12 protein-coding genes and 1 pseudogene are annotated in these 16290 nt (G+C 58.7%); 5 read left to right on the top strand and 8 right to left on the bottom strand.

Annotated features, from left to right (window positions below; all coding sequences use genetic code 11):
• Positions 1–88 precede the first annotated feature (88 nt).
• Complete coding sequence (locus tag U6037_RS14385) at positions 89–1021, bottom strand: hypothetical protein (protein WP_322847254.1); 933 nt, start codon at positions 1019–1021, stop codon at positions 89–91.
• A 291-nt stretch (positions 1022–1312) separates the two neighbouring features.
• Here U6037_RS14385 and U6037_RS14380 point away from each other — a divergent pair, with 291 nt between their 5' ends.
• Positions 1313–2611: an MFS transporter gene (locus U6037_RS14380; protein ID WP_322847253.1), complete on the top strand. Its 1299-nt coding sequence runs from the start codon at positions 1313–1315 to the stop codon at positions 2609–2611.
• Positions 2612–2653: 42 nt separating this feature from the next.
• Here the strand turns inward: U6037_RS14380 and U6037_RS14375 are convergent, their stop codons facing one another.
• A complete protein-coding gene (locus U6037_RS14375) occupies positions 2654–3712 on the bottom strand; it encodes an aromatic ring-hydroxylating dioxygenase subunit alpha (RefSeq protein ID WP_322847252.1) in 1059 nt (352 codons plus the stop codon).
• Between the two features lie 141 nt (positions 3713–3853).
• Entirely contained in the window at positions 3854–4465 is a 612-nt protein-coding gene (locus tag U6037_RS14370) for a dTMP kinase (protein WP_322847251.1), read from the bottom strand.
• 127 nt (positions 4466–4592) lie between these two features.
• Here U6037_RS14370 and U6037_RS14365 point away from each other — a divergent pair, with 127 nt between their 5' ends.
• On the top strand, positions 4593–5720 hold the full coding sequence (locus tag U6037_RS14365; protein WP_322847250.1) for an aminotransferase class V-fold PLP-dependent enzyme: 1128 nt from the start codon (positions 4593–4595) through the stop codon (positions 5718–5720).
• Positions 5721–5867: 147 nt separating this feature from the next.
• Here the strand turns inward: U6037_RS14365 and ppk2 are convergent, their stop codons facing one another.
• A complete protein-coding gene (gene ppk2, locus U6037_RS14360; RefSeq protein ID WP_095048978.1) occupies positions 5868–6785 on the bottom strand; it encodes a polyphosphate kinase 2 in 918 nt (305 codons plus the stop codon).
• Between the two features lie 241 nt (positions 6786–7026).
• Between ppk2 and U6037_RS14355 the strand changes: the two genes are divergently transcribed.
• Positions 7027–8124: a carboxynorspermidine decarboxylase gene (locus tag U6037_RS14355; RefSeq protein ID WP_322847249.1), complete on the top strand. Its 1098-nt coding sequence runs from the start codon at positions 7027–7029 to the stop codon at positions 8122–8124.
• A 29-nt stretch (positions 8125–8153) separates the two neighbouring features.
• Positions 8154–9398 (top strand): saccharopine dehydrogenase family protein, encoded by a 1245-nt coding sequence (locus tag U6037_RS14350; RefSeq protein ID WP_242208310.1) that lies wholly within the window; start codon positions 8154–8156, stop codon positions 9396–9398.
• Between the two features lie 81 nt (positions 9399–9479).
• On the opposite strand, the gene U6037_RS14345 is transcribed toward U6037_RS14350, so the two are convergent.
• Positions 9480–10034, bottom strand: a complete 555-nt coding sequence (locus tag U6037_RS14345; protein ID WP_322847248.1) for a hypothetical protein — start codon at positions 10032–10034, stop codon at positions 9480–9482.
• A 21-nt stretch (positions 10035–10055) separates the two neighbouring features.
• Here U6037_RS14345 and U6037_RS14340 point away from each other — a divergent pair.
• Positions 10056–10463 (top strand): annotated as a pseudogene (locus U6037_RS14340) (substrate-binding domain-containing protein); the annotation flags it as partial.
• A 51-nt stretch (positions 10464–10514) separates the two neighbouring features.
• Here the strand turns inward: U6037_RS14340 and U6037_RS14335 are convergent.
• The 3 genes from U6037_RS14335 to U6037_RS14325 form a co-directional block, all read right to left on the bottom strand.
• On the bottom strand, positions 10515–13604 hold the full coding sequence (locus U6037_RS14335) for an efflux RND transporter permease subunit (protein ID WP_322847247.1): 3090 nt from the start codon (positions 13602–13604) through the stop codon (positions 10515–10517).
• Complete coding sequence (locus U6037_RS14330; protein ID WP_322847246.1) at positions 13601–14710, bottom strand: efflux RND transporter periplasmic adaptor subunit; 1110 nt, start codon at positions 14708–14710, stop codon at positions 13601–13603. Before U6037_RS14330 ends, U6037_RS14335 begins: the two co-directional genes overlap by 4 nt.
• A gap of 136 nt (positions 14711–14846) precedes the next feature.
• Positions 14847–16118 carry an OmpP1/FadL family transporter gene (locus U6037_RS14325; protein ID WP_322847245.1) on the bottom strand — a complete coding sequence of 424 codons (1272 nt, stop codon included), beginning with the start codon at positions 16116–16118 and terminating at the stop codon, positions 14847–14849.
• Positions 16119–16290: the final 172 nt, after the last annotated feature.

Genomic DNA, 16290 nt, shown 5'->3' with positions numbered 1-16290 from the left:
TACCTGAAAGCAACAGAAAAAAGGAAGGCTTGTTGCGGGCCTTCCAGCGCGATGCCGGCAGATGCGCTACGCCGGCATTCTCATGGGGCTATTGATTAGCCATTGCACTGGCGTCTTTTTGGCCTGCTTCGGCCAGCTTCTTTTGTACATAAAAAAGCATCAACACCGAATTTGTCTGAGCCTGTCGAGATTGCTGCTCAAACATCGCCACAAGCTCCTCTTCACGCTTGCACTCAGCCTTGACATCGCCCTTTGTAAATTCGCAGCTAGCGTATTGGCCCCAGCCTTTGCGAGCCTCATCAGTATCTCGGGCGGGATACACCCAATACGCTTTCCATGCACCGTCGACGACAGGTTTGCCGGCTGCGTCTATCTGCTCTATCGCCTGCAAGGTGGCTGTCGCGGCGTCATCCAAAAAGTGCTGAGGAGTGGCATCGGCTTTACCTGCCTCATCACGAAGCGCCTGACACTGCGCTTCAGACAAACCGAACACTGGCAGCGCTTCAATGCTTTCGAACTCATCAAACGGATCGGGATCATTGCCCGGCAACTTGGCGTGGTAAGCCGGCACGACATGGCCGGGGACGCTCATGTCCTGTATGTAATGCAAGACCCTTCCCGCTTGCTCGTATACCGCAACAGGATCGGCATCAGGTTCCGCCAGCAGCGCGTTCAGCTTTTCAATACGTTTGGAAAAAATCACGTCCAGGCTACGGTTGGCGAACCAGAATGGCTCAAGTTTTTTGTTGCGGTTATAGAAGTGCCAATTGGTAGCGCGCTGAGGGAGCGTCAGCAGGTTTGAATCCTCAGCGTCAGTGCCTGCCGCCAAAGCCTCGGCCAACTGCTCGGGCAACTTCACCCCCGGGCAGCGTTGATACGCCTGCGCTGCTCTCAGTGCATAGGCCGAATGCAGCTCGGGGTTGAAGGCGAAGGCCGGGGTTGAAGGGTTGAACAGCAGCGATAGACCAAATGCTGCGAGGTAACGTGTTGCGGCTGTTCGGCCTATCGGGGTGGCTTCCATGCTGTTGATCTCCAGAAACTTGCGTGATTGCACAACACTGACCGTACACGAGGCAATTTAGCACTTAGGTGATGGCAAAAAGCTGTTTTTTCTCCGTACGCTCAGGACAAGCATAAATGGCAACACCTGCGTCCTAACGTCGCAGCAAACAGCTATTGGCAAATCCTGCACAAGCCTTAGAATCCCGCGCTCTCTTGCAGCCCCCTCGGTGTCTGCCCGCACCACACACCCCGGCTTGGCAATCGCATGCGCAGAGGCGCACGTTGCGCTGTTCGATCTCTAGAGGTTTTTATGTCTCCGCGTTTGCTGGCCATGGCGCTGGCGCCCCTGCTCGGGCTGTTCATTGTTGCGCTGGGCAACGGCTTTCTGTCTTCGCTGACCACCCTTCGACTCGACGCCGCCGGAGCCTCGGCGACGATGATCGGTGTCGTGTCATCGGCCTACTTCATCGGTCTGACCCTGGGTGCCGTGTTCAATGACCGTTTGATTCTGCGCATCGGTCATATCCGCGCCTACGGCAGTTTTGCCTCGCTGATCGCCGTGACCATCCTGCTCCAGGGCTTGTTTTATGACACCTGGGGCTGGTTCGCCCTGCGTCTGATCAATGGCTGGGCCACGGTCGGTGTGTTTCTGGTGATCGAAAGCTGGCTGCTGCTGGCGGGCGACGCGAAGATTCGCGGGCGCTTGCTCGCGTTGTACATGATCGTCTTGTATGGCGCCGGTGTGCTGGGCCAAGCAACGCTGGGCAAAATCACCGGGCTCAGCGACAGCGCACCGTTCATGGTCGCCGGCATGCTCGCTTCGTTCTCGGTGCTGCCGATCGTGATCCTGCCGCGCGTGTCGCCGCTGCTCGATCAGGTCGAGCCGCTCAAACCACGCCAACTGCTGGGTGTGACGCCGACCGGGCTGGTCGGCTGTTTCGGCTCGGGTGTGACCATCGCGGCGATTTACACCTTGCTGCCGTTGTATCTGCAGCGCAGCGGTCTGAATGTCGGGGAAGTTGGCAGCATGATGGCCTGGACGATTCTCGGCGCCATGCTCCTGCAATATCCGGTCGGACGTTGGTCCGACCGCAAGGATCGCTTGCAGGTGCTGACGATCCTGACAGTGGCGTGCACCTTGCTATCACTGGTGATCGTGCTGGTGCCGTTGTCCACGACGATGCTCGCGGCGATGTTGTTTCTGCTCGGCGGCGGCGTGTTCGCGCTGTACCCGGTTGCCGTCAGCCATGCTGCTGACCGTGCGCCGGCCGAAGCGTTGGTGCCGATGATTCAGGGCTTGCTGCTGATCAACTCATTGGGCTCGGCGATCAGTCCGATGATGATCTCGCCGGTGATGAATTCGTTCGGCGCCAATGGTTTGTTCTGGGTGTTCGCGCTGGTCAATCTGTGCATGGTCACCTTCTTCCTGTGGCGCCGTGGCAAACGCCCGGTTCCGGCCAATCCTGCGCCGTTTGCAGCGGCAGCCACCTTCTCGCCGACAGGTGCGGAGCTGCGGGTGACCGAAGATTTGCGTCAAGCGGTGCAGGAGCATCCGCCGATGGTCGATGCATTGAGCGGTGAGCCTTCGCCGCAATGTGAGACGCGCTAAGGCTTTCGCCAGTCTGTGCCAAGCGCAGGCTGGCTCGCACCGCTATTCAGATTCGTGGGTGATATCCACGAGCGGAATCGGCTCGATCGCCCAAGCGCGAATCTGACGACGCTCCGGGCTGGGTATTGCACAGGCCTTGCGTCCGGTGAACGTTCGCGCCAGCCGCTCTTCATCGATACGCCAGCCGCGCAACTCCAGTGCCTGCACGTCTTTGCGAAAGGCAATCTGCAGCGCGTCGGATTTCAACGAAACCTCCTGCTGGAAAGAGTCCGGCACACGTTCGGGCCGCACATTTTTCAGTACGGCGTGATCTTGTTTGAAGATTCGGATATTGCTCGCAATGAATCTGCGATCGAGCAGTCGCGAGCGCAGGAACGTTCTGCCCATCATCCACCAGGTACGCGTGCGGTTGGCGTCAATCGGCACATGCGCCGAGACGATGTAGATTCGCCAGCCATTCGGCAACTCAAGCTCAAGCGTGGTGCACGGACCCGAGAGGTGAAACCCCGGAACAGTGGCGACGCTGACAAACTCGGTGGAGGATTTGCGCCGCAGCAGCCCTTTGCGCGCCGGCCTGCGCATAAGCATTTGGGCGCTGCCGCTCCATGCATCGCTGTCGACCTCGAATGATTCAATCTCGGGATGATCGGGATCGCCGAAGGTTGAACCATGGACAAACGGTGCGTGGGCGAAGTCCAGACCGTTTTCGATAATCCGGTCCCAACTGGCCTGCCAGTCAAAGTGGCCCGAGACCACGCGGATGGCGGGATCGTCGATCCAGTCGAGCGTGGGCAACGGTGGGCGCTCAGACTCCGGCAGATCACCTAAAAACGCCCAGATCCAACCATAGCGCTCCAGCGTCGGGTACGCATCAACTCGCGCCTTGGCGGGAATCCGCAGGTCGGGCTGCGCCGGTATCTGCGTGCACACACCATCAGCGCCAAACCGCCAGCCGTGATAGGGACACTGCACGCTGTTGCCGACCTTGCTGCCAGCGGAAAGCGAGCCGCCGCGATGCACGCAAATATCTGAAAGCACATGAGCGACACCCGCGTCATCGCGGAACGCCACAAAAGGTTGTCCGAGCAATTGAACCGGCATCAGTCCATCAGTCAACTGCGACGATGGGAGAACGACATACCAGAGGTTTGTGAGCATGGGTGGCGTGTGATCCGTCAGTACAGTTAGCTCAGATCAGAGAAACCTGAAATTCAAATTCAACCAGCGCCTGCGCAGCGACAATCAGCCAAGCACTTTATAGATCTCTGCAACTACCTGAGTCGTTGCGGCTTCGATGGTTCCTTCGTTACGGCACAACACCCAGCCATGATCGGCAACCGCCTGCTCGAACATCTCGCTACAGGTGACGTGCTCGGCGTGTTTCTGGATCACCGTGCCGCCCAGGCCTCGCGATCGTGCCGTTGCCCTCGCCCATGAAATATCCGGTGCGGTGACAACGCCGACATGCAGATCCGGCACGCGTACGCCTCGCTGCATGTTCAACTGCAGAATCTCGGCAAACGGCACGCTATGGCGAAATGCGGCATCTGACGGATACCAGCGGTCGATCAGGATGATGCTGTCCAACGGCTGTTTGGGCAGCACTTCTTGGGAAATCCAGCGACGGCTATCGGCAAGGCGCTGACACACCGCCCACTCCAACTCCCGCGAGGGATGTCTAGCGAGCTGATTGACGAGGGCCATGGTTTCGCCGCGGTACGGATCGCTTTTTCTCTCGCACAGCCGAATGACTTTCTGGTTGTTTGCCCGCAGTGCGGCGGTGACGGCCTCCAGCAGTGTGGTTTTGCCGGTGCCCTTGGGCCCGTCCAGAGAAATAAACAGCGGCAGCTTCATGGTTCACGCAACGATAGAGACATTGCTGAGCACTCTAACCTCATTTGCGCAAATCAATGAGCTGATCCCTGCCCTTTGCCTACACTTGCTTGCCAAAGATGTTTACCCCTCTGCCAAAGGAGTCACCATGTCAAAGCTCTATCCGAGCATCGATCCCGAGGGATTGGTCGAGTACTCAGTGGTCTACACCGACCGCTCGCTGAACCACATGTCGCAGTCCTTTCAAGGCGTGATGAAGAACATTTCCAACACCCTGAAACAGGTCTACAACGCCGAAGCGGTGGCGGTGGTTCCGGGCAGCGGTACATTCGGCATGGAAGCGGTGGCGCGGCAGTTCGCCACCGGCCAGCAATGCCTGGTGATACGCAACGGCTGGTTCAGTTATCGCTGGAGCCAGATCCTTGAGATGGGCAACATCCCGGCGGCTACCACGGTGCTCAAAGCCCGGCCGGTTGACACGGGTCGCCAGGCAGCCTACGCCCCGCCGCCTCTGGATGAAGTGCTGGCCGCCATCGCGGCGCAGAAACCCCAGGTGGTCTTCGCCCCCCACGTTGAAACTTCATCCGGAATCCTCCTGCCCGACGACTACCTGCGGGCCGTCGGCGACGCCGTGCACGCGGTGGGTGGTCTGTTCGTGCTGGACTGCATCGCCTCCGGCGCGATTTGGGTGGACATGCACAAATGCGCCGTCGACCTGCTGATCAGCGCACCGCAGAAAGGCTGGAGCGCCTCCCCTTGCTGCGCCCTGGTGATGTTCAGTGCTTTGGCGCTCGAGCGTATCGAACAGACGCAAAGCAGCAGCTTCGCCTGCGACCTGAAAAAGTGGCTGCAGATCATGCAGGCCTACGAACAGGGCGGACATGCCTATCACGCGACCATGCCCAGCGATTCCCTCGCCCGCTTCAATGACGTGATGACAGAGACGCAAGCGTACGGGTTCGACAAGGTTCACGACGAGCAACAGGCGCTGGGCGATCGGGTGCGTGCGCTGTTGACCGGCAAAGGCATCAAAAGTGTCGCCGCAGAAGGCTTTCAGGCGCCCGGCGTCGTCGTGAGCTACACCGATGATGCCGACATTAAAAGCGGCAAGAAATTTGCCCAACACGGCCTGCAGATCGCTGCCGGAGTACCGCTGCAATGCGATGAGCCGGCCGACTTCCAGACCTTTCGCCTCGGCCTGTTCGGGCTGGAGAAGCTACAGAATGTCGAGCGCACGGTCAGCCTGCTGGAGCAGGTACTGGATGAGGTTATTTAGATACCCGGCAGTCGGGCACTTGCTTCATGACATAACCGTCAGTTGGATTCCCAGGCTGTCCGGATTGTTGAATGAATTGAGTGTTGCGCAGCCAGGCCGGATCGAGTCTGAAACGATACAAGTCGTCGGGCCGCCTGGTTCGGCCGTTTAATAGACTTGAGGCACCATGAGTTCCGGTGGCGTAGGACTGCGAGAGTAGTCCTCCTCGCGCACGCGCTGCGGCAGTTCAATCAGCGGTAACTCGACTTCTTCGTAAGGCATTTGGCCGAGTAGATGATTGATGCAGTTAAGTCGGGCTTTTTTCTTGTCGTCGGCTTGCACCACCCACCAGGGTGCTTCGGCAATGTGGGTGCGTTCGAGCATGATTTCCTTGGCCTTGGTATAGGCCTCCCAGCGCCGACGTGACTCCAGGTCCATCGGGCTGAGTTTCCACTGTTTGAGCGGGTCGTGAATGCGACTAAGGAAGCGCAGGTGTTGTTCTTGGTCGGAAATGGAAAACCAGTACTTGATCAACTGAATGCCGGAACGGGCGAGCATCCGTTCAAACTCTGGCACGGTCCGGAAAAATTCTTCGTACTGATAGTCGTTGCAAAATCCCATAACCTTTTCAACACCGGCGCGGTTGTACCAACTGCGGTCAAATAGCACGATCTCACCTGCTGCCGGTAGGTGCGAGACATATCGCTGGAAGTACCATTGAGTTCGCTCGCGGTCGTTGGGCGCGGGCAAGGCAGCGACACGGCATACCCGAGGGTTGAGCCGCTGGGTTATGCGCTTGATTACCCCTCCCTTGCCAGCGGCATCGCGCCCTTCAAACAAGATCACTACCTTGTGTCCGGTCTTGACCACCCAGCTTTGCAACTTCACCAGTTCACCCTGTAGGCGAAACAACTCGCTGAAATAAAGCCGTCGGTCGTCCTTCTCAATACCATTCGGAACGTGGTCATCGAACAGCGCGTTCAGGTCATGCCCGTCTTCGGACAACTCCAATTCCAGCTCCTCGTCACTGTGGTCGAGCAGCTCGCGCTGAATGCGGTGTATCAACTGATCTTGAGCTGAGGGCATGGTGAAGACCTCGGGTACTGGATGGTACTGCCATACTGACGTCGATTTATGACTGAGCAGTTACCGGGGTTCTCGGGATTGCTGATTGCTTGAAGCAGACGTTGCATACCGGCCCAACGTCCCGAGCGTTCAACTCTATTGGGTATCCGCTCAGTGAGCCTCACGCTCTGCTCTTTCGATATGTAGTCAGTCGGGGCACAATGCGCATCCTTTTTTGGCTGGCCTTGCCGGAGGCCTCGAAATGATCAAGACACCGTACTACCTCATCGACAAACAGAAACTGCTGACCAACATGCAGAAGATTGCCTATGTGCGCCAACAATCCGGGGCCAAGGCCCTACTGGCGCTCAAGTGCTTCGCTACCTGGTCGGTGTTCGACTTGATGCAGCAATACATGGACGGCACCACATCGTCGTCGCTGTACGAACTCAAGCTCGGCCGCCAGAAGTTCGAAGGCGAAACCCACGCCTACAGCGTGGCCTGGGCTGACGATGAGATCGAGGAGATGCTCGACAATTGCGACAAAATCATCTTCAACTCCATCAGCCAGCTGCAACGCTTTGCCGAGCGCTCTGAGGGCAAAGTCCGTGGCCTGCGCGTTAACCCGCAAGTCAGCAGCTCCGATTATCTGCTGGCCGACCCGGCGCGTCCGTTCAGCCGTCTAGGCGAATGGGACCCGGTGAAGATCGAAGGCGTTATCAGCCAGATCTCCGGCTTCATGTTCCACAATAACTGTGAGAACGGCGACTTTGGCCTTTTCGACCAAATGCTCTGCACCATTGAAGAACGCTTCGGTGAGCTGCTGCACAAGGTCAGCTGGGTCAGCCTGGGCGGCGGCATTCACTTCACCGGTGAAGGCTACGCACTGGACGCGTTCTGCGCTCGTCTCAAGGAGTTCTCGCAAAAGTACGGCGTGCAGGTCTATCTGGAGCCTGGCGAAGCGGCGATCACTAACAGCGCTTCGCTGGAAGTCACCGTGCTCGACACCCTCTACAACGGCAAGCACCTGGCCGTCGTGGACAGCTCCATTGAAGCCCACTTGCTCGACCTGTTGATCTATCGCCTGAACGCCAAGCTGGCGCCGAGCGAGGGTGAACACACCTACATGGTGTGCGGCAAATCGTGCCTGGCCGGAGACATCTTCGGCGAGTACCAGTTTGACCGTCCGCTGGCCATTGGCGATCGACTGTCATTCATTGATACCGCCGGCTACACCATGGTCAAGAAGAACTGGTTCAACGGCCTGAAAATGCCATCCATCGTGGTGAAACAACTCGATGGCACCGTCGAAGTAGTTCGCCAATTCGGTTACGAAGACTACCTGTCCAGCCTTTCTTGAAACGGACAAACAAAGGAGAGAAAAAGCAATTGAAAAAGAATGTTCTTATCATTGGTGCAGGAGGTGTCGCTAAGGTGGTGGCCCACAAGTGCGCGCAGCATAACGATGAACTCGGTCGTATCGCTATCGCGTCGCGCAACATCTCCAAATGCCAGGCCATCATCGACAGCGTCAAGGCCAAGGGTAGCCTCAAACAACCCGCCGATATCAAAGCCTTCTCCCTCAATGCCCTGGATGTCGAGGCGACCAAGGCGCTGATACGTGAAACCGGATCCCAGATCGTCATCAACGTCGGCTCCGCGTTCCTCAACATGTCGGTGTTGCGTGCCTGCATCGATACCGGCGTCGCTTATCTCGACACCGCCATTCACGAAGAGCCGGGCAAGATCTGCGAAACCCCGCCCTGGTATGGCAACTATGAGTGGAAGCACCTCGCCGAGTGCCAAGAGAAGAACATCACCGCCATTCTCGGCGTGGGCTTCGACCCGGGTGTGGTCAACGCCTATGCAGCACTGGCACAACAACAGTATTTCGACCGCATTGATTCGATCGACATTCTTGACGTAAATGCCGGTTCCCACGGCAAATATTTCGCCACCAATTTCGATCCGGAAATCAATTTCCGTGAATTCACCGGGCAGGTGTGGAGCTGGCAGAACAGCCAGTGGACCAGCAACACCATGTTCGAAGTCAAACGCACCGACGACCTGCCAGTCGTAGGTTCACAGAATCTGTACCTGACCGGTCACGATGAAGTGCACTCGCTGTCGAAGAATCTGGACGTACCCAACGTACGTTTCTGGATGAGTTTCGGCGAGCACTACATCAACGTGTTCACGGTCCTCAGGAACCTCGGCCTGCTGTCCGAACAACCGGTCAAGACCGCCGAAGGCCTGGAAGTTGTGCCGCTGAAAGTGGTCAAGGCCGTGCTGCCTGATCCGAGCTCGCTGGCGCCCGGCTACACCGGCAAGACCTGTATCGGTGATCTGGTCAAGGGCACCAAGGATGGCCAGTCGCGCGAAGTGTTCATTTACAACGTGGCCGACCACGAGGAAGCCTTTGCCGAAACCGACAGCCAAGGCATTTCCTATACCGCTGGCGTACCGCCTGTTGCCGCTGCCCTGTTGGTCGCCCGCGGCGAGTGGGATGTGCAGCGCATGGCCAACGTCGAGGAACTGCCGGCTGAGCCGTTCCTCAAGGCGCTGGACGTCATGGGACTGCCGACCCGCATCAAGGATGAAAACGGAGATCGTCCCTGGAACGGCGTAGCCTGAGGCTCGCAATAACCCGCGACGCGTCACTGCCCGCTACAAAAAACGCCGCTCATTGAGCGGCGTTTTTGTTTGCACTGAAAATCAGGACACGGCTTCTGGACATTGTTGCGCCGGATTCCTGCTCCTGCCCTGTTGTTGCCGGGCGAGCAGTGCCTGTACGTCAGCGACGGCATCCAGAACCCGCTGCGCCCAATGCTCATCCTCCGGGTGCACGACAACAACGCGAAAACCGTGATCATGGCCTTCCGAGCGCACACCTTCGGAGTCATCGACATGCAAGTCGATATCGAAGGCCGGGGGGAATTTCGACGGACCGTTTGCCAACCCGTTTGTCATCAAAGCCTGGTTATGCACCACACTGTTGACCACCCCGTCGACGCGGATGCCATACAACAACAGCCAACGCCTGATATAGGCCGGGGTCCGACCGGACGACGTGTAAACCCAGATACTGCAGCCCTGACGACGCAACTCGCGGGTCAATGAGCGCGTACCGCATCGCAGTGGCTCGCCGAGCCAACGATGCAGATAGGCCGGCAAACAGCTCTGCTCGACGGCACAGTGATGCAACTGGCAGGACAGCGTGTCATCGATATCGAACGAAACACGTATGCGCTGGCGACCGAGTACGCTCATGGGGATAGCGCCGAGGAAGGCTGCAACCCCGAGCACCCATTGGCGCAACTCGATAACGTCACGTTCGACGACCTGCACGTCCATCGCCGCCTGGCCTTCAGCGCCCACGCGAGCAAACTGCCGAGCAGTGAATACCTGCGTTCGACCCAGTTGTGGCAGGCGGAAAGTTATCTGGCGTTATTGGAAATGGTCCGCGCCGGACTCGGCTGGGCCACCCTGCCCCGCCAGCTCGTTCAGCGTGAACTGGCCAAAGGTGAGCTGGTGGAACTGCAGCTCTCGGCGTATCCGCATACGGACTGGCAGATTGGTGTCGATTTGCTGTGGGCGCGGCAGCGGCCGCTGGGTAAAGCCGAACGTTGGTTGAAGGAGAAATTGCAGGGCAACAAGGTGTATGAACTGGATCGCAATGGGCAAATCACCACGCTTTGACGTGGGGACAAAGAGGCCCGCGAAAGCGGGCCTCGATTGCAGGCGTTGTCACTACGCCAGTTTGACTGTTTCGGTTTGAACCTCGTGCTCAGGGCGAATCTTGAACCAGATCGAATACATCGCCGGCAGGAACACCAGCGTAATGATAGTGCCGACGAACGTGCCGCCAATCAGGGTGTAAGCCAGCGTCCCCCAGAACACCGAGTGTGTCAGCGGAATAAACGCCAAAATGGCCGCCAGCGCCGTCAGCAGTACCGGCCGCGCACGTTGCACCGTGGCTTCGACCACGGCGTGGAACGGGTCCAGTCCTTCCAGCGTGTTGTGATGGATTTGCCCGATCAGAATCAACGTATTGCGCATCAGGATTCCCGACAGCGCAATCAACCCGACCAGCGCATTGATGCCAAATGGCTGATTGAAGATAAGCAGCGTCGGCACCACGCCAATCAAGCCTAATGGCGAGGTGAGGAAGACCATGATCATCGCCGCGATCGAACGCACCTGCACCATGATGATCAGCAGCGTCATGGCGATCATGATCGGCAGCAAGGGCAAGATCGCCTTGCCCGCTTTGCCGGACTCCTCGATGGCACCCGCCTGCTCGATTCGGTAACCCGAAGGCAGTTTTTCAATGATCGGCTGCAATTGCTTGAGGATCTCACCCGACACATCCGGAGGCTGCAAACCTTCGGCAATGTCGCCCCGCACGGTGATGGTCGGCGTGCGGTCACGGCGGCGCAGAATCGGATCTTCCATGCGCACATCGACCTCGCCGATCTGCGACAACGGGATGCGTTGCCCCTCCGCGCCGACCAGAGTGAAGCCTTTGATTTGCGCCGGGTCGAGCCTGATATTGCCCGCCGCACGCCCGACGACCTGCACAGAACGAATATCCTCGCGCACCGCGGTGATCGGCACTCCGCTCAGCAGAAACTGCAGTTGCTGGGCAACCGCATTCGACGTCAGCCCCACGGCTTGCAGACGGTCCTGATCGAGACTGAAATGCAATGTCGGGGTCAGCGGTCCCCAGTCAGTGTTCACCGTTCTCATCATTGGGCTGTCTTGCAGCACGCCGCGAACCTGCTCGGCGATGTCGCGCAACTTCGCCGGCTCAGGCCCCATCACCCGGTAGGCAACCGGAAACGGCGAATAAGGACCAAAGACAATTTGCGTGGCCCGCACACGAGCCTCCGGCGCGAGGCCTTCAGCAACCGCTTCACGCAAGCGCAACTTGAGGGTTTCGCGTGCTTCCTGACTGTCCGTGAGCACCACGATTTTGGCAAAAGAAGGATCGGGTAATTCTGGCGCCATCGCCAGGAAGAAACGTGGCGCACCTTGGCCGATATAGGCCGTGACGATTTTGGCCTCATCCTGCTTGTGCAACCAGGCCTCGACCTTGGCGGCCGTGGCGCTGGTCTGCTCGATCGAGGTCCCGTAAGGCATTTGCACCTCGATCATCACCTCGGGACGGTCGGAGGTCGGAAAAAACTGCTTCTTCACCAGCCCCATGCCTGGAACCGCAACGAAAAACAGCGTGACCACCGTACCTGCCACCAGCCATTTGCGAGCAATCACCGCAGTCAGCAGCCGGCGGAAGCGGTTGTAATTCGGCGTGTTGTAGATCGCCGCGTGGCCGCCTTCGACCTTCTTGATGTCCGGCAACAACTTCACGCCCAGATACGGGGTGAACGCCACCGCGACAACCCAGGAAGCGATCAGCGCGATGCCGACGATCCAGAACATATTGCTGGTGTACTCGCCGGCAGTGGACTGGGCAAAACCGTTCGGCAAAAAGCCGATTGCAGTCACCAGCGTACCGGACAGCATCGGCGCCGCCGTATGGCTCCAGGCATAGGCAGATGCTTTGATGCGGTCGTAGCCCTCCTCCATTTTCACCACCATCATTTCAATGGCGATGATCGCGTCATCGACCAGCAGCCCGAGCGCGAGGATCAATGACCCGAGGGTGATGCGATCAAAGTTCTTGCCGGTGGCGGCCATCACCACGAACACGATCGCCAGGGTCAACGGCACAGCCGCGGCGACTACCACCCCGACCCGCCAGCCCATGCTGAGAAAGCACACGAGCATGACCACCAGCAGCGCGACGAAAAACTTGACCATGAACTCGCCGACCGCCGAGTCGATATTGACCGCCTGGTCGGTGACTTTGGCGAGGGTCATGCCCAATGGCATTTCCGCATTGATCCGCGCGGTCTCCGCATCCAGCGCCTTGCCCAGATCCAGACCGTTCCAGCCCTCGCGCATCACCACACCCAGCAGCAACGCGTCTTCACCGTTATTGCGCACAACAAAAGTCGCCGGGTCTTCGTACCCGCGTTCAACCGTCGCGACATCAGAGAGTTTGAGTGTGCGCCCCTGCACGGAGACCGGTGTGTCGCGAATTTTCTGCACCTTGTCGAAAGCACCGTCGAGACGCAGAAACACCTGTGGCCCATTGGTTTCGATGGAGCCGGCGGGCGTCAGCACGTTCTGACTGTTCAGCGCGGCGAAGATCTCCTGCGGTGACAAGCCGAGGGTGGCCAACCGGTCATGGGAAAACGAAACGTAGATGCGCTCGGCCTGCTCACCGATGATGTTGATCTTCTTCACCCCCGGCACATGCAGCAGACGCTGGCGCATGGCTTCGGCATCACGCACCAGCAAGCGCTGCGGCTCGCCTTTGGCTTTCAAGGCGAACAGCGCGAAGGTCACGTCGGAAAACTCATCGTTGACCATCGGCCCGATCACACCGGCCGGCAGCCTGATGGCTTCATCGTCGAGTTTCTTGCGTGCTTGATAGAACTCTTCCTGCACTTGCGAGGGCGGCGTGCTATCGAGCAACGACACCATCGTGAACGCCAGTCCAGGGCGAGTGTAGGTTTCCGAGCGGTCGTACCACTTGAGTTCTTGCAGGCGCTTTTCAAGGGGTTCGGCGACCTGATCCTGCATCTCTTGCGCCGTCGCGCCCGGCCACGCGGTAATCACGGTCAGCTGCTTGACCGTAAACGGTGGATCTTCCGCACGTCCCAACTCAAAGAACGACAACGTCCCTGCAACAGCGATCAGAAAAATCAGGAACACCGTGATTGCCCGCTCGCGCACGGCGATGGCCGAAAGGTTGAAGCGCCCCTGACTCATGGACGGCTCCCGGCAACGCTGGTTTCGCTCTGTTGGGGCAATCGCACCTCTTCGCCATCGCGCAGCAGATGTGCGCCCAACGCTACAACCTGCTCACCGGCAGTGAGGTCGCCGGCGATGCGCGCCGAATCATCGCTCAACCCCAGCACCTGAACCGCTCGCCAAGCCACCTTTGCCGGTGTTCCGGTGATCACCCACACACCGGGTCCTTTGCCCGGGTCGTAAACGGCGGCGATGGGGACTTGTAACGCTTGTGTCTGCGTGGCGCCTTCGGCAATGCTGAGGGTCACGGTCGCACCGATCGGCGCATTGGCCAGCGGCCCCTCGAGCACATACCGCGCTTCGAATGTGCGCGTCGTACGGTCTGCAGAGTCCGAAAGCAACCTGAGACTTACCGTGACAGGCGCTGAGTTCACTCCGTAAAGGCTGGCTTGCGCGTTGGAACCGGCTGCCGGACGCAACGTTTCCGGCAGATGCACGATGGCCTCGCGTTGCCCTGCGCAGGCCAATCGCACCACCGGTTGTCCCGGGCTGACCACTTGGCCCGGTTCAGCGAGGGTTTCCACCACCACGCCGTCCGCATCAGCGACCAGCAGCGCATAACCCGAAGCATTGCGGGCCACGTCGGCTTGCGCTTGCGCGGCGTTGAGCTGCGCTTTTGCAGTCTCTGCGGCGGCTCTGAACTGATCGTAAGCTGATGCCGAAATGGCGCCAACGCCGACCAGTTTGCGATAGCGAGCCTCATCGTCGGCTGTCTGTTTGGCGCTGGCGCGAGCTGCGATGACCGCCGCCTGCTGCGCCCGCGCTTGCAGTCCGAGGTCGATCGGGTCGAGACGCATCAGCGGCTGCCCGCGCTTGACGACCTCCCCCGTATCAACCAGACGTTCGAGCACCTTGCCCGAAACGCGAAACCCCAGGTCGCCCTGAACGCGCGCCGCGACCACTCCGGTGAAAGAGCGAGCGACATCGGCTGATGCCTGAACGGCAGCGGATCTGACCAGTGGCGCCTGTGTGCGGGGATCTGCAACGCTGGAAGATTCGCCACAGGCGCTCAGGGCGAGAGGCAACAAGCATGCGGCAATGGGGAAAGGTCGGAGCCGGCGCATAGATTCCCTTACTGAGGAATAGGATGATCATCATATTCTCAGTCTTGTGACCATTATCGTCAATAGTCACTACATGAGAAATAACTGCATCCTGACCATCAGCAATATCGGCCTGCAAATCGACTGACAGGCCCGACTAAAAACGGTAGCTCACCGAAGTCCCCAGCCCGCTCGCACTGTTCTTGTATCGGGCACTGTAGGCACCTCTCGATGCCGAGGTGTCGTTGATCTCGACGCTCTCCTCCCACAGGTAGGAATAAGCCAGGTCGATCGTGACATTTTCCAAGGGCGTCCAGCCTGCACCGAAGCTGAGCACCTTGCGGTCGCCCGTCGGAATGCGCGGCCCCCGATTGGTGTTGTTGGCCGGTGACTGATCAACCGAAAAACCGGCACGAAGCACCCATTGGTTATTCAGTTGATAGGCCGCACCGATCGCGTGAGCCCAGGTGTCGTGCCAGTTCTGCTCTTCGCTGATCGTGCCCAGTTGGCCGCTCAGCAACGGCGGCAAGCCACTGTTCTCGATCGTCAGCTCCTTGAAGCGGCTCCAGCGCGTCCAGGTACTGCCCAGATAAAGCGTCCAGTCGTTATTGAATTGATGCGTGACCGAAAAATCCACCGACTCCGGCGTGTCCACGTCCAGCGACGCGTCATAGCTGCGGCCGCTGACGCCCAGCACGCTGAAGATGCCATCGGTGACCTTGGTTTTCGCATCCAGGTGGTAACTGACTTTGGAGTGGTAGGTCAGCCCCAGGCGGGTTCGGTCTGTGGCCTGCACCAGCACGCCGGCGTTGAAACCCAGCGCGGTATCATCGCCCGTGCTTTTGAGCTTGCCGTCATTACGCCCCGGGCTGAGTGGATTGGGCACCATGCCCGATATCTCGCCGCTGATACGGTTAATGGTCGGACCGAAGCCGATCGAGACTTTTTCGTTAAAGGCGTAGCTGATGGTCGGCTGGAAAGTCAGCGTGGTGACTTCACTCTTGTTGGCGTAATAGCGTCCGGCAAAGCCACTGCCGTAGTCGGTGATCAGACCGAACGGTACATAAAATCCGACGCCAAATGCCCAGTGGTCATCAATCGGTTTGACGTAATACCCCATCGGTACGGTGGTCGTCGGCACCATGTCGCCGTCTTCGTTGCCACCGAACGTACTGCGCGTGCGGCTGATATCTGACTTGGCGAACAGCGTCGCCGAGCCCACGCTGACCTGCTCTTGTTTAAGCCGGGCCATGCCCGCCGGGTTGCCAAAGACTGTACTGGCGTCTTCGGCTGATGAAGAGCGCCCGGCAAAACCGGAGCCCATCCCGCTGATGCTTTGTTCGTTGAGTGCAAAGCCACCGGCAAACACATTGGAAGACGCAAGCACGAAGGCCAGGCCCACGGGGCTCTTGAGCATTGTTTTTTTCATTATTGGACTCTATGTAGATCACTGGAATAGAACATCGAGCACTACAGCGAAACCATATTATCCATGTGACCGATTCAGTCAATGGTCACATCAAGCAAAATTCAACGCCCTCCGGGCACTCATGTACCGGGAACAGGAAACTTAATAACGGGGATGTCGCCTTAACCCGAAT

The organism is Pseudomonas sp. B33.4, from assembly GCF_034555375.1.
In the GTDB taxonomy this organism is placed as follows: domain Bacteria; phylum Pseudomonadota; class Gammaproteobacteria; order Pseudomonadales; family Pseudomonadaceae; genus Aquipseudomonas.
This window is presented reverse-complemented; position numbering and strand designations above follow the sequence as displayed.